The sequence below is a fragment of the Psychrobacter sp. Ps3 genome (assembly GCF_022129275.1).
Lineage (GTDB): Bacteria > Pseudomonadota > Gammaproteobacteria > Pseudomonadales > Moraxellaceae > Psychrobacter > Psychrobacter submarinus.
This window is the reverse complement of the sequence record NZ_JADQAL010000024.1, coordinates 12,955-28,043: the sequence shown is the minus strand read 5'-3', so window position 1 is coordinate 28,043 and position 15,089 is coordinate 12,955. Positions and strand designations below refer to the sequence as shown.

The 15,089-nt window shown below is 45.3% G+C and carries 12 protein-coding genes; 7 read left to right on the top strand and 5 right to left on the bottom strand.

Annotation, left to right across the window (positions count from 1 at the left end; genetic code table 11):
- Window positions 1-91: 91 nt before the first annotated feature.
- The 3 genes from I3248_RS08550 to dapC form a co-directional block, all read right to left on the bottom strand.
- Window positions 92-697, bottom strand: coding sequence for a 3'-5' exonuclease (locus tag I3248_RS08550; protein WP_238063307.1), 606 nt, complete (start codon window positions 695-697; stop codon window positions 92-94).
- Window positions 698-765: 68 nt separating this feature from the next.
- Entirely contained in the window at window positions 766-2,691 is a 1,926-nt protein-coding gene (locus tag I3248_RS08545) for a DUF294 nucleotidyltransferase-like domain-containing protein (RefSeq protein ID WP_238063306.1), read from the bottom strand.
- Window positions 2,692-2,850: 159 nt separating this feature from the next.
- On the bottom strand, window positions 2,851-4,104 hold the full coding sequence (gene dapC / locus I3248_RS08540) for a succinyldiaminopimelate transaminase (protein ID WP_238063305.1): 1,254 nt from the start codon (window positions 4,102-4,104) through the stop codon (window positions 2,851-2,853).
- A 246-nt stretch (window positions 4,105-4,350) separates the two neighbouring features.
- On the opposite strand from dapC, the gene I3248_RS08535 reads away from it, so the two are divergent.
- Both I3248_RS08535 and I3248_RS08530 read left to right on the top strand, forming a co-directional pair.
- A complete protein-coding gene (locus tag I3248_RS08535; protein WP_238063304.1) occupies window positions 4,351-5,052 on the top strand; it encodes a hypothetical protein in 702 nt (233 codons plus the stop codon).
- 99 nt (window positions 5,053-5,151) lie between these two features.
- Window positions 5,152-6,228 (top strand): transposase, encoded by a 1,077-nt coding sequence (locus I3248_RS08530; protein WP_238063303.1) that lies wholly within the window; start codon window positions 5,152-5,154, stop codon window positions 6,226-6,228.
- 147 nt (window positions 6,229-6,375) lie between these two features.
- On the opposite strand, the gene glnD is transcribed toward I3248_RS08530, so the two are convergent.
- Entirely contained in the window at window positions 6,376-9,126 is a 2,751-nt protein-coding gene (glnD, locus tag I3248_RS08525) for a [protein-PII] uridylyltransferase (protein ID WP_238063302.1), read from the bottom strand.
- A 150-nt stretch (window positions 9,127-9,276) separates the two neighbouring features.
- Window positions 9,277-10,068, bottom strand: coding sequence for a type I methionyl aminopeptidase (gene map / locus I3248_RS08520; protein WP_238063301.1), 792 nt, complete (start codon window positions 10,066-10,068; stop codon window positions 9,277-9,279).
- A gap of 343 nt (window positions 10,069-10,411) precedes the next feature.
- Here map and I3248_RS08515 point away from each other — a divergent pair, with 343 nt between their 5' ends.
- The 5 genes from I3248_RS08515 (at window position 10,412) to I3248_RS08500 (ending at window position 14,925) form a co-directional block, all read left to right on the top strand.
- Window positions 10,412-11,485, top strand: coding sequence for a triacylglycerol lipase (locus I3248_RS08515; protein WP_238063300.1), 1,074 nt, complete (start codon window positions 10,412-10,414; stop codon window positions 11,483-11,485).
- A 27-nt stretch (window positions 11,486-11,512) separates the two neighbouring features.
- On the top strand, window positions 11,513-12,616 hold the full coding sequence (locus I3248_RS08510) for a lipase secretion chaperone (RefSeq protein WP_238063299.1): 1,104 nt from the start codon (window positions 11,513-11,515) through the stop codon (window positions 12,614-12,616).
- 176 nt (window positions 12,617-12,792) lie between these two features.
- The gene (locus I3248_RS12130; protein WP_264673187.1) at window positions 12,793-12,915 is read left to right on the top strand and encodes a hypothetical protein; all 123 of its coding nucleotides are present in this window, start codon (window positions 12,793-12,795) and stop codon (window positions 12,913-12,915) included.
- Window positions 12,916-13,260: 345 nt separating this feature from the next.
- Window positions 13,261-13,746 carry an META domain-containing protein gene (locus tag I3248_RS08505; RefSeq protein ID WP_238063298.1) on the top strand — a complete coding sequence of 162 codons (486 nt, stop codon included), beginning with the start codon at window positions 13,261-13,263 and terminating at the stop codon, window positions 13,744-13,746.
- Between the two features lie 156 nt (window positions 13,747-13,902).
- On the top strand, window positions 13,903-14,925 hold the full coding sequence (locus I3248_RS08500; protein WP_238063297.1) for a Xaa-Pro aminopeptidase: 1,023 nt from the start codon (window positions 13,903-13,905) through the stop codon (window positions 14,923-14,925).
- Window positions 14,926-15,089: the final 164 nt, after the last annotated feature.

Genomic DNA, 15,089 nt, shown 5'->3' with positions numbered 1-15,089 from the left:
CATCGAGCTTAAATCGTAAAACGGCGTATAGTAACATGAGTGGCTATGCGAGTCTCAAAAAGCGCATAAAACACAGACTAAAATCGCACTCTTAGCGCACATGCAAAAAAGCCATAGCGGTCATTAGGGCGTCATTATAAGCATCATGGCTACCAAACTCAGGGATATTGTAATGAGCGAGTATTTTGGACAGTTGCTGTGATGCTTTGGGCGTATTCGGGTCGCGCTCGCCCATACGTTGACTGTATAAGCGTCTAACATCAAGCACTTCATTGGGCAAAGTAGTACCCATATATTGCTTGATTAAGGGATTTAAAAACGCGATGTCTATCTGCGGACAAAACCCAACGATAGGACGGTTACTGATAAAGGGCAGTAGCATGGACAGCATCTCATCATAGCTCAGACCCTGAGCGACATCGGCGCTCCGTAGACCATGAATGATGATAGTATCGCGATCGGGCATGACCGGCGGGCGACAGACTAGATGTAGGCCATTACCAGTATCGATAGTATCGCCATTGATATGAATGGCGGCGACTGAGAGCAAGTGATGCTTACGAGGATTGAGACCCGTCATTTCACAATCTATCGCCACCCATTGATCTTTTATAGGCGGCTCAAACATCGGGGCAAGCTCCGCACGTTGTAGCTTGTTTTTTTGCCATTGGTTTGATAATTGCTTAAGCCAACTCATAAGTGTTTGCTTCTCAATAATAGTGGTAGTCAATAAGCAGTATAGCGCTTACACCGTTTAATTCTGCCTTAACCGATCTCGAGCTGGTAGTGCTGGCGTAGCTGGTTTTTGAAGCTCTTCACGACCGATAAGCACTCTTTTAATACATCGCGCTCAAGCGCCGATAGGGTCATAGGGTCGACTTGCCGAGCATACTTATTATCAGTCGCAAGCGCTACTGCCAAGCGCTGACCCATAAAGAACTCCAATGCTTCGTTTAAGGTGGTCGCTCGCTCTTGATTGAATACTCCAGCTTGCACGAGTGCCCTGAGCCGACCTCTAGTACTAGGCACGTGTAGGATGTCATATTCCAATGCCATACTGCGTATGCCATGCACTAACGGAAACAGGCCAGACTTTTTGAGATCGATAGTGGCGTCATTGGTCTTACCCAACAAAGGCGCAAGGCGCTGCCACCACTGATTGACATCGCCAAACTGCAAAGCCGCGCGCGCGAATTGCCGCACAAACATAGGGTCAGAGTGGCGATGCGCAACTTTGAGATGCTCACGAACTTGAGTCAATAGCGTCTCATCACCGCAAACATATTCGCTATCGAGTATCGCGGACAGATAGATCGCCTGCATCGGATCAGTATTTTGAAACCACCGGCTGATCTGCGCGGTAAACTCCTGTAGCGGTTGTCGCCACATAGGGTTAGTCATCATAATATTACCATCGCACAGCGGATAGCCTAATGCCGCTAATTGCTGATTGAAAGAGTCGGCGAATTCAGCGAGATTTGGATGACTAAAGCCATCGCGTATAATCAGCGCATTGTCTTGATCGGTACGCATGATCTGCTCGCCGCGCCCCTCAGAGCCCATCACGATCACACAAGTGTTGTCAAAGACCTCTTCTGGCACGATAAGCTGCCACAGTTTAGTAAATACCTGCGCATTAAGCGTCTGAACCATGCGGCTGACGTTACCAATCTTGACACCGTTTTGCTGCTGAGCACGAATATAGCGCCCAATCAGCTCGACAGCGGTATCAATACTAGCAAAATCCTTGGCTTGCTCGATCTGAATACTGATCAGCTGCGAGTGCTGACCAATATAGGCAAGCATATTGCTTTGCCCCAAGATACCGGCGACTTGGCCACTATCATCGAGGACGGGTAGCCTATGAATACGGTAGCGAGTCATAGTCAGTAGTGCATCGCCAATCTCACTATCAGCGTTGATAGTACGTAGGTTGAAGCTGGCATAGTCTTGGCAAGGGGTAGTTGCTGGGTCTTGTCTATCGCTGACAGCCCTACAAACATCGGTATCAGTCAAAATCCCTAGCGGACTGTCGCTAATATTATTGGCTTTATCTGCTAGTGGACGCACCAACACGTGCTTCATCTTAGCTTCGGTCATGACCTGTGCCGCTTGCTGTAGACTAGAAGCTGCCTCAACGATATGTACCGGTAATAAACTCACATCGGTCACTGGCTGCAGCATGATTTGCTGTACTTCTTGCTGGGCGGTGTAGCCACTATGACTCAGCGATAGCTTTTGCGACTTAGTGCTTTGACGCTGCTGTAGGGCCTTGAGCTTTTCGGGTAATTTATCCGAGAGCAGCTGACGCACTAGATGGTTTTGGGCGCTAATCTTATCAATAGCCGTACCGTCTATTTGTAGCAGTAGCGTATCTTCAACGGCGCGGTAGTCATAAGAGGAAGAAGGCGAGCGCGTGTTGGTTGCTTTTTTAGGGGTACGGCGGCTATCGAACCAGTCGTTACTGTGAAAGTGGTCGGAGTGATTACTACCAAAGTAGGCCGCGACAAACTCGTCCGCGTAGGTCTGCTCGATTTGACCTTTTATCACCACATAAAAGTAGAGTAAATCATCACTCGTTAAGCGCTCATCGGCAGCTAGATAACGTATCTGCGTGTGTTTTCTGATACTTTGGCGTTCCGCTAAGCTCAACACATCAAAGGGCGGCTGGGTGAAATCAAGTGGGATCATGGCATCATCCGTGATAGCGTTATCAATCCGCTATAGTAATAAATAGGGTCGTTGTCTGATTACTATAGCATTATATAAAAAATAATCCTTAATAATATTAGGGTTATTAAGGATTAGTGACCACATTGGCGCTAATGTTATTTGCCAGTTATTTACTAGTTATTTGCTATCAGCCGCGCCAGTCAGTAATTGACGAATACGCTCAATCGCCTCGCGGCTCTCTTCAACGCTTGCTACCAGTGCCATACGCACATATCCTTGTCCAGGGTTTTTACCATTGACCTCGCGGGATAAGTAGCGCCCCGCTAGAGCATGGATATTTGCTTGCTCATAAAGCGCCTTTACAAACGCTTCATCATCGCCTGCAAATAGCTCCGGCACTTTTACCCAAAAGTAAAACCCAGCATCCGGCATCCGCAGCTCTAATAAATCGCCAAGCTCTGCCATCCACAAGGCAAATTTTTCTTTATATAGCGCTCGATTATGAGCGACATGCTTCTCATCTTGCCAAGCTGCGATAGAGGCGAGCTGATGCGGGATAGGCATAGCGCAGCCTTGATAAGTGCGATACTGCAAGTAAGACTTTAACAGGGCTGCGTCACCTGCGACAAAGCCTGAGCGTAGACCGGGCAAGTTTGAGCGCTTAGACAAGGAGTGAAAAACGATACAGCGCCTAAAATCATCTCGACCAAACGCTGTGCACGCTTGTAATAAGCCGATAGGGGCTTCGTCAAAGTACAGCTCGCTATAACACTCGTCGCTGGCAATGATAAAGCCGTATTTATCAGATAAACGCATGATAAATTCCCAATCGTCCAAACTCATCACTGAGCCTGTTGGATTGTTTGGACTACAGACAAATAGCAGTTGAGTGCGCTCCCAAACCTCAACCGGCACCGAGCGATAATCACCCTTAAAGTTATTGTCTAAGGTACAAGGAACAAAATAAGGCGTCGCCTCGGCCAGTAGCGCCGCTCCCTCATAAATCTGATAAAAAGGATTGGGCATAACCACCATCGGTGGCGACGTCTCTTCGCTATGATTGTCACTATTATTATTACTGTAGTTGTCACTATGATCGATAACCGCTTGCACAAAACTAAAGATAGCCTCGCGAGTACCCATCACGGGCAGTACTTGCTTATAAGCATCGACATGACGCAAAAAAAAGCGCTTTTCTAACCAGTGCGCTATCGTTTGCCGCAGCTCAAAAGTCCCATTAGTAGTGGGATAACGGCTTAAACTGTCCAAGTTTTGCTGTAGAACGTCCAAAACAAAGGCAGGCGGCTCATGTTTTGGCTCACCAATACCTAGCTTGATTTCGCTGTAGCTTGGATTTGGCTTACTGTTAGCGAGTAGGTCGCTCATTTTGGCAAAAGGATAAGGGTGCAGGGCTTGTAAGTTGTGATTCATAGACGTAGTAACTATAATAGACAATTAATAATAAAGTAATAAAGAAAAATAACATTAACGCAGTGTAGCACCTCTCTTATTTTTTGTCTTTTTCTTATCGTGGTTATTCGCTACTGATATAGCAAGGTCGATAGCAGAAATAGCCCACCCTCGTTATTTAGAGCGATTGGCAAACGCTTACTTTTAACCGATAACATCTAATGCGACAAGCAACACGGATTGTGCTCTTTAGAGGACTTGATAATTATGACTAAAAGTTACATAGCTTCTAAACCTGAGAGTAAGAACATGAGCGGTACGGATCTGGATAATAGCGCAAGTACAGCAGTAGAGCATGCGTACGACTCAACACATGCGTGTAAAGTATGTGAACAATTAAAGAGCCGTGAGCAGCAGTGGTGGCAAGCGCGTCAACGTCTCATAGATCTCAAAGAGCGGCAGATGTTTTGGTTCGGTGATAATAGCCTAATGATGTGGCTGCTTTGGCAGTTAGTCAGCTATGTCGTCGTAGCGATTGTGCTTATGCTGGCAAGCAAGACGCTTAGTTTCTCGCTGTCTATCCAGCAATATGTGCTGATATTCGCCTTACAGACTTTAGTCTTTATCGCCGCGCTTGTCTTTAAGGGTAATCTGGCCAATCTGCTACAAAATAAGATACATAGAGCGCAGCTGAAGCGAGAGCAGTCCTTTAATGAGATGATGGTGCTTGCCTCAGATAGTCTGTTTCCTAATGTGCATGCTGAGGCACCGCTGTCACTACAGCGCATCTACGAGAACAATCATCACCAGTTGCGGCTCGTGAGCTTACATGCATTGCTCAACCATGAAATCGATGCGGGCAGACTCATCTTACAGCAGCAAACTCATGCTGATGTCTTACCCTTAGATCTGGCTGAAGATGAGCTCAATGATGTCGCTGACGACATTGTTTATCATCCAGCGCCGTAAAACCACGTCCTTCTAGGGCGTGGATATCAGGCGTCAGTCGTTGTCGCCCAGTATGGTGAACCCCTTGATACCCAGCTGCATTGAGATCATAATTATCCCATGAAAACGCTAAAGCTACGCATCAAAGACAAACACGCCAAGCAGCTCAATATCTTAGCTGGTGCAGTCAACTTTGTCTGGAATTACGTCAATGAGCTAAGTTTTAAACATCTTAAGCGCACAGGTCAATTCTTTTCAGCCTATGACTTGGTCGCTTATACCAAAGGTAGTGGCGAATATCTAAATCTGCACAGCCAAACCCTACAAGCCATCTCTGAAACCCATGCCAAAAGCCGTAAACAGTTTAAAAAAGCCAAACTAAACTGGCGCACCAACAACCCAAAGGCCAAGAGAAGAAGCTTGGGCTGGATTCCTTTTAAAAAGACCGCTATTAAGCACTTAGCAACCCGTCAATCAGGCAAGAAAAGCCTTAAATCTACTATTCAGCTAAGCCTTGCTAAGGGTGAAAAGCTGATTATTGATCTATGGGACAGCTATAACCTAGCCCTGTACAGCATCAATACTATGGAGCTAGTGCAAGACAATCGCGGCTACTGGTATGCCTGTATCACCGTCAAAGAATTTCCAAAAACCAACTGCGGTGATGGACAAGTCGGTATTGATTTAGGCTGTAAGGATTCAGCAGTCAGTAGTGATGGTGATCAGCTACAAATCAAAGTCACCCATCAATACGCCGAAAAACTGGCTATCGCTGGGCGAGCTAAAAACAAAAAGCGGGTCCGTGCCATTCACGCCAAGATCAAAAATACCCGTCAAGACTTAATTCATAAATTTACCAATAAATTAGTCAAAGCCAACAACTTAATCGTTGTTGGTAAAATCAAATCAACATCATTCACTTCATCCAAACTGGCCAAATCCGTCTATGATGCTGGTTGGTTTGAGATTAAGCGGCAACTGGACTACAAATGCGCGAACGCAGGTTGCCACTATATTGAAGTCAATGAAGCGTACACTACCCAAACCTGCTCGTGTTGCGGCTCTCGCCAAGACAGTCCAAAAGGTAGATCAGGTCTTGGTATAAGAGTATGGTTTTGTCGTTCTTGTAAAACGACCCATAACAGAGATGTTAATGGAGCGAAAAACATTCTCGCGGTCGGGCTTGGCCGTCTTTAGTAGGAATCCCCGTTCCTTTAGGTCGGGGAGGAAGTCAAAGAAGCACTGTTGCTCGCCGTGATTTGTAATTATAGCTATTGACTGCTATTTAGTACTAAGTCTGAATGCTTTTAAAGTAACTAATAAAGTAACTCGGTTAGTTCTCCACTAGCTATGACTATTATCAGGGCGAACGCTTAGACTGGCTATCAAGGCCTCTTTTAGGGTTTCAAGCTTACTGTCAGATAAGGGCGCGTCATTTTGATCGCTAATATAAAACATATCTTCAGCGCGCTCGCCTAGAGTCGTAATACGAGCGGCGTGCACTTCTATACTTTGCTGCAAAAACACTTGACCCACACGTGATAGTAGCCCAGGCTGATCGAGCGTCTGTAAGCTCATAATATGCTGATTAGACGCTTCATTGAACTCAAAGCTAATCGTCGTTGGGACATCGAAATACAGCAGTTGTCGAGGCATTCGTTTGCTGGTTAATTTAGGAGCGCTAGGATCTTTGAACGCATTGATTAAGCGCTGTTTTAACTCTTCTTGCTCGTCAGTTTCCGTCAATAAAGTACCGCTACGGTCAAGTAACACATAAGAGTCCAGAGCAAAATCGCGTGTGGCGGTGATAATACGAGCATCTAATACATCCAAGTTCATGTGATCAAAGACCGCCATCGTTACTGCAAATAGATTGTCCTGATTTTGGGTGTAAACAAATACTTGTACCGCATCTAGCGCCAGCTCCCGATGCTCACGCAAGACGACCAAAGGTGCACTATCAGCATTTGAAGCACGGCCAATCGGCGGATGCGCCAAAATCGCTGCGGTATGCCAAAGAATGTCCTCAGCGATCTCCCGCAAAAAGTACTCATCGCCTAAGTCATCCCATAGGCTTAGCACCTCTTCACGGTCCATGTGCTGATTGTCGGCTGAGTCCAGCATCTGCGTAGCCTGCTGACGCGTGGCACGGATCATATCTTGACGATTAGTCGGCGCGTCAATATCTGCACGTAATATCCGCCGCGTCTGCGAATATAGCTGCTTCATAAGACTGGCGCGCCAGCTGTTCCAAAGCTGCGGGTTAGTGGCATTCATATCCGCCACAGTCAGTACATATAGATGATTGAGATGGGTAACATTGCCGACAAGATCGGCAAATACAGTCACCACATCAGGATCTGAGATGTCCTTTTTCTGCGCGGTCATCGACATTAGTAAATGATAGCGCGTCAGCCAGCCTACCAGATTAGCATCTGCGAGACTCATACCATGCTTGAGACAAAACTCAATGGATTCAGTCTGCCCAAGCTCGCTATGATTACCGCCGCGACCTTTGGCGATATCATGAAACATCGCCGCGAGCACTAAGATCTCTTTTCGCTCGATACGCTGAAAGATAGCGCTAACCAGCGGAAAGTCTTGCTGAAACCTGTCGTCAGTAAAGCGATGCAAAATACGAATCAAAAACAGCGTATGCGCATCGACCGTATAGCGATGGAACAAGTCATACTGCATGAGTCCTGTTACTTGTGCAAAGGAGGGGATGTAGTTGCCTAAGACGCCATAACGATTCATCGTTCGCAAACGGTGGAATAAATAGTTTTGCTCTTTAAGATTGGCTAAAAACAGCGCTTGATGCTCAGGTGTGTCACGATAGTTCTGATCAATACCGCGGGCTGCGACTTTGAGCGCGCGTAGCGTACGGGTGCGCACTTTTTTTATGCCTTGCTGCCCCATCAGTAAGAACATCTCTAGTATCGCTTCTGGATGCTGAGCAAACACACGATGATGGGCGATAGCGATTTGATCGCCGATTTGATTGAAACGCGCATTCAAAGGGCGTTTTTTTGGGCGCTGCTCTTCAGGCAAGTGCGGCTCTATGATAGTTTCAAAATAATGATTGATCAGCATCTCAGATAACGTCGATATCTGCATAGCGCAGCGGTAGTAATCGCGCATAAAACGCTCGACTGCGGCGTTGGGCTCGTCATCAGGCTGAGTCTCGTAACCCATGAGCTGCGCGATATCACGCTGATAATCGAACAACAGCCTATTTTCATTGCGGCCGGTCAGCTCATGCAAATGATGACGTATCTGCCAGATATAACTCTCAGCAAAGCTGAGCTCATCGAACTCTTTTTCGGTCAAAAAGCTCTGCTGAACTAAATCATAGAGCTTACCGACTCGAAAATAGCGCTTAGTCACCCAGCCAATAATATGGATATCACGTAGACCGCCAGGGGCTGTTTTTATATTCGGCTCAAGATTGTATTCAGTGGCATTGTGGTGTAGGTACCGGTTTTTGGCTTCCTCTATTTTGATCTCGTAGAAATCGAGCTGCGACCATAGCTTATTAACGACGGCGATAGGTGTATCTTTTAGATCGTTATTACCGATGAGTAGTCTTGCTTCGAGCAAGGAGCTGGCAACGGTATGATCATGAGCGGCCTCTAAGCACTCGTCAACGCTACGTACTGCAAGCGCAGGATCCAAGCCAACGTCCCAAAGCATAGCAACTAAGCGATCTATTTTTGTGCTGACTTCTGTGCCGATATCATCAGGAGAGAGTAATAAAATATCGATGTCTGAATACAAAGACAGCTCACCGCGACCATAGCCGCCGATAGCAAACAGTGCCAGATCAGTCTGCTCCAATTCAAACCATAAAAACAGACTGCTTAACAGCTCATCGATAGCGCAGGCGCGCGCCGCAACTAATTGTCTGATATTGACCCCGCGCTCAAGCGCTCGGCTGATATCTTCATTGATCTGAGCTAGCCACTCAGGAATGCCTAGCAAGGACTTTTTGCTAGGGTCATTGACGACCAATAAAGGCGTGCCTGCTGACTCATCAGGAGCAGCTAATGCAGGTAGAGGCGTGATATAAACAGAGGCAACATCGCAATTAAACATGATTGTTATTCCATAAATCAAATACTTAGAAAGCAGAAAACCGAGAGCTATAAAGCTATACTGAGGGTTGTCATACTATGTTTTTTTTAATACTATAAAGTATAAATCAACCGCAAAAAAAAGACCGCGTAAGCGATCTTTTTTAGGTAACTATTGGGTCAAAAAACTCAAATCTTCTTCAGGGCGCGTGGTAAAGACCTCGCAGCCATTATCCGTCACCACCATCGTATGCTCCCACTGTGCTGAGAGCTTACGATCTTTGGTGATGGCCGTCCATTCATCCGGCAAGATCTTGGTCTGCCAAGTGCCTTGATTGATCATCGGCTCAATAGTAAAAGTCATGCCCGTTTTTAGCTCAAAGCCTGTACCTTTTTTGCCATAATGCATCACTTGCGGCTCGTGGTGAAACTCGTTACTGATGCCATGACCACAGAACTCACGTACAATACTAAAACGCTCAGGCTCGACCACCTCTTGAATCGCCGCACCAATATCACCGAGACGCGCGCCGTCTTTGACTACGCTCATACCCGCATACAGTGCCTTTTGCGCGACATCACAAATGCGCTTAGCCATGATAGAACCTTCGCCAACGATCCACATCTTTGAGGTATCACCGTAGTAGCCATCTTTGATGACCGTTACATCGATATTGATAATATCGCCGTCTTTAAGCAGCTTGCTTTCGGTAGGAATACCGTGACAAACCACATGATTAACAGAGGTGCAGATAGATTTTGGGAAGCCGTTATAGTTCAGCGGTGCTGGGATAGCGTCTTGCTCATTGACGATATAATCATGAGCGATTTGATTTAGCGCTTCGGTACTGACGCCAACTTTGACATGCTCATCTAACATGACTAGGACGTCGCTGGCGAGCTTGCCCGCTACACGCATTTTATCTATGGCTTCAGGAGACTGAATGAGGGATTTCTTTATCATATTCTTATACTTACAGTTATAGATTTGAAGTGCTCTAATTATAGCATAAATGCTTTATTAGAGGATTGAAGAGGTTATAGTTCATTATATGGAGATAATGTGCGTAAATCACAATATCTATTTAATAATCAAAAGTTGGCTATTGACCTGTCAGTTTAAAAAAAAACCAATTGTCAATTGATTATTGCAAATTATATGAGTAGTGTAATTGAAATGCCAAATGGATTGGCATAGGTTTTTTGCGAGCTGCTACTGACTGCAATCAAATATGCTGTATTAAGTAGTTTGTGTTATTGAGCTTATAAAAAGACCAATTAACCTCAGTAAAGACAAGGAAGTGCTCATGACATTTAAGACAACTCTCCTCACGACCTCAAAAAACAAACTGCTGCCTGTGCTCAGTGCTTTAGGTACTAGTGCGCTATTAATGACTATGCCAGCGACCTCAGCGCAAGCGGCAGGGCAGTACTATCATTGTGCCAACGCCAATGGCTGCACGCTAGTCGATAGCAAATACTTTACCTCCAGTTATACCAAGACTCAGTATCCAGTGGTCATGGCTCATGGGCTTGGCGGTTTTACCAAGCTGTTTGGGGTCTTAGACTATTTCAACGGGATTCCTAGTGAACTGATGAAAGGTGGATCAGAGGTGTACACCACCAAAACATCAGCGGTGAATAATAGCGAAGTTCGCGGCGAGCAGCTATTACAGCAAGTCAAAACCATCACTGCCATTTCAGGCGATCCAAAAGTCAATTTGTTTGGGCACAGTCAAGGCGGTATAGACATCCGCTATGTCGCTGGCGTTGCACCAAAATACGTCGCCTCGGTCACCGCCGTATCAAGCCCAGAGCAAGGCTCAAAAACCGCCGATTTTGTCAAAAACGTCCTTGAACCAAACAATGACACAGGTGAGCCATCAAACGTCACGACACAGCTGGTATCAGGGGTGTTTAATTTGATTGGCGGCTTTACAGATGTGGGATCAGGCATCAGCTTTAAAGAGATACAAGCGCAAGATGGCTGGCAAGCACTCATGGCGCTATCAACCGATGGTGCGGCCAAATTCAATGCCAAATTCCCCGCAGCAATGCCAACAAGTTACTGTGGTCAGCCAACCAGTACCTCTGCAAACGGTATCAAATATTACTCATTTAGTGGCGTCGGACAAGTCATGAGATCCCTTGACCCTAGTGATTATCTGCTTGCAGTAACAGGCGTACCGTTTTTATTTGATGCCAATGATGGTCTGGTCTCTGTCTGCTCAAGCCGACTCGGGTATGTGATTCGTGACAACTACATCATGAACCATCTAGATTCAGCCGATCAGGTATTAGGTCTGACGGCATGGGGCGAGTCTAAGCCAAAATCTATCTATCGTACTCAGGTCAATCGCCTAAAAAACGCCAATCTTTAAGCTGACTTGTAAAAAGAACTCTCATCTATGTCGAATAATCGCCGTCCAACCTATTTACCAATCGCTATCATCGCTGTGGTCATCATAGTCATCGCGGCGGCGGTGATTGTGTGGTTTAAGCCAGATAATAAACCGATGGCGACTCAGCAGTCGCTATCTGCTTCACCCACTGATAAGTCTGAGAGTACGTTGTCCACTGCACTAAATAGTGAGCAAACAGAACAAACCGCTTTAGCCCAAAGCCAGTCTGCATTTGTCACTGGGTTAGAGCGTTTGCCGCGCTCATTAAGAGACACGCAAGTGGACGGCGAAATCATCATCAATGAAAACAAGCAATTGGTGGTGACTGAAGGGCTACGGCGTTTATTCGATTATTTTTTATCGGCGCTTGGTGAAGAGGAGGAAGCCACTATCTATGCTCGCGTTGAGAGTTATATTCGCCATCACACGCCAGAGCCAGCTGCCAGCCAAGCGGTCGCTATCTTTGGCAACTATGTGGCGTATCTCAAAGCACTTCCTGAGATAGAAAAACACTATGGCAATCTGCAACTGCAAGCGACCAAAAATGGTGAGCTAGATTTGAATGCCATTACTCAGCAAAAGCAGGATGTGGCGAGTTTACGTCAGCAGTATTTTGACAAAACCACCATCGAAGCTTTCTTTGGTGCTAGCGATAGTTATGACGACTATAGTATGGAGATGGTCAGAATCAATCAAAATGAGCAAATGAGTGAGGCACAAAAACAGGCTGCCAGGCAAGATTATGTGAGCCGTCTACCAGATGGTGCGATCAAAACCAATATCATGCAGCAAGCCAATCTTAATGAGCTTATGGCGCGTACTGAACAGATGAAAGCGGCAGGTTCCAGCCCTGAAGCACTATACAATATGCGTCGAGAGCTAGTGGGCGCACCAGCTGCAGAGAGACTGGCACAGGTCGATCAAGAAGATGCCAATTTTGATCAGCGTTTTCAACAGCTACAAAGCCAAAAGCAGCAAATTCTGGCGCAAACTACTGACAAGGCGAAAGCACAAATTCAAATCACTCAGTTAGAAAAACAGTTGTTCAATAATGCGGAGCGTAAGCGTTTGACCGGTTATGCCGCCTTGCAAAAGAGTGAGCTTGAATAGTCCCTGTTACATTAAAATCTAGCTGTTAACACTAAGTAACTTATAGCAAGGGTAAAAACAGTAGTTAATAGTAGCTCATTAAGCTAAGTTTATTAGCTGGAGCGTTCTTATCATTATATTTCTCTTATTTGATAACTATAGTAATAAATTTATTAAATACTAACTTAGGAGTTCACATGAAAAACACAATTAAATTAGTAATGACCAGCATAGCTTTAGTTAGCGTCTTAGCAGGTTGCCAGTCATTAGCCACGCAGCCAACCGCTGAGCCAAATATTACTGGTACCGATGTGATCTAAACTGAGGTTACAGCGCGTAGAAGCTACTTTATTCTTTCAACCTTTAAGACCTTGCTAATTAGCGAGGTTTTTTTGGCTAGTTCTAGAGTCAAATTTATCTTAGAGCAACTTGTTACGAGCTATCATATGGTAACAAGTTAGCAGTTAGGTGGTTAGCAGCTCAGACATCAACAAGCAAATACCGTTAGCAAAACCACTGCAAAGTGGAACAAAGCGAGGGTTAAGCATATACTTAACTAATGATGACAGTGATACTGTTGTTAGGCACAATAGTTACTCTATTTAGAAAAATAAATAACTCAAATTATTTTTAATAATTACCTTCAATGATTACTAGGAGAGACTATGAAAAACATGACTACATTAGCTATGGCTGCCACACTAGCTGTTGGTACGCTTGCCGGTTGCCAAACCACTCCTGGCGTTACTGCTCCTACTGCTCAGCCGCTAACCGTTGATGCATTAGAAGCCTATAACTGGCAGTTAGTTGATGCTAAGCGCGTAAATGGCGAAAAAGTAACTCAGCTGTTTACTATGCCAAATAATCCGCTGACTTTGAACTTTTTTAAAGACAACGGCAACCAGCGCGTCAGCTTTATGAATACCTGTAATAACATCGGTGGCACTTATCACATCGTCAATAATAATGTACAGCTAGGCAACGTCATCAGCACTATGAAGGCCTGCCCTGAACCACAAGCTAGCTTTGATACTGCTACTATGGCGACGGTACAAGGCAAATATAGCCTAAATAAGAATGCGAACAATGTGCCTATCTTGACCATTCGTAATGACAATCAAGTGGCTCATTTTAAAGCTGTGTCTAAATAAGCTAACGATGTATCAGAGCAATATAAACACTCTGTTTAGATTTGATAAGGTCTCACTCATATGTGGGGCCTTTTTTTATCCGAAGTTTGTCGAACTTTGCGCTACACTAGCGTAAAGCTGCTGTTATGTCTTATAGATTTCACTGGATACTACTTTATGTCTAAAACCATTATGTCGAAACCAACCACGAATAACATCATGATAAAAGGGGCGACGACGATCGCTATATTGGCAGCTCTCACTGGCTGTCAGACATTGCCTAGCACTGAAATCAAAAAGCCGAACAATATAGTAGTGGATAGTAACCCGTTAACTGCTGCTATGCCTGCCATCGATCGTCAAGGACACATTGCTTATGTAGAAGAGCAAGGGGTAGGAAGCGCCAAAGTATCGACACTCTATAGTATCCGTCCTGATGGCAGTGATCGTCAGCGCATTGATCAGATCACAGGCTATATCTATGCGCCAGCGTGGTCAGCTGATGGGCAACTTCTCGCTTATAGCAAACAAGCACCGCGCGAGCATCCTAAAATATATATGTATGATAAAAGCAGTAAAACGCGCAATCTGGTGGTCAATGCTGAAGGCAGTAATATGTCAGCGTCATTCTCACCTGATGGTCAATATCTGCTCTATAGCTCAACGGTCGGCGGCAATGCTGATATTTATAAGATGCGCCTAAGTGATGGGAAAACTGAGCAATTAACGACACTACCGAGCACTGAGGTACAGCCCAGCTATGCCGCTGACGGCAAAAGCTTTGTCTATACCAGTGACAAAGTCCGTGCAGGTCGTCCCCGTATTTATCGCTATCACTTCGCGACTGGTAAATCCGTATCTGTACCGACAAATGGCTATGTCGCCAGTCCTCAGCTCAGTGTGGATGGTCAGCGTATGGCTTATCTAAATGGCCGCAAGGCTGCTGTCATGACGCTGACGACTGGACAAGTGATCAATCTTGCAGAGACTGGTCTCGATGAGCCGGCTCGTCTATCTCCTTCTGGCAAGTATGCAGTCTATCCAACGCGTCATTCAAAAATCAGCGGGCAAGTAGGCGGTCAAAGTTTAGGACGTCAAAAAGGTGGAGATTTGGTGATTCATTCGCTCTCAGGAAATATGAGCTATGCTATCAATAGTCAAAATGGTGGGGTCGTACGCTCACCGATATGGGGCCGCTGATTGACACAGCTATATATTATGTAATGAAATGTATATATAATCATTAACAGAGAAACATAAGTTAATTCTAAAAATATAAATATAACGGCATTAAGTCGAGCAAAAGTCATTCATGTCATACCAAATTATGTAATTGGGTCATTAAGATACTAGATTAAGTAGGC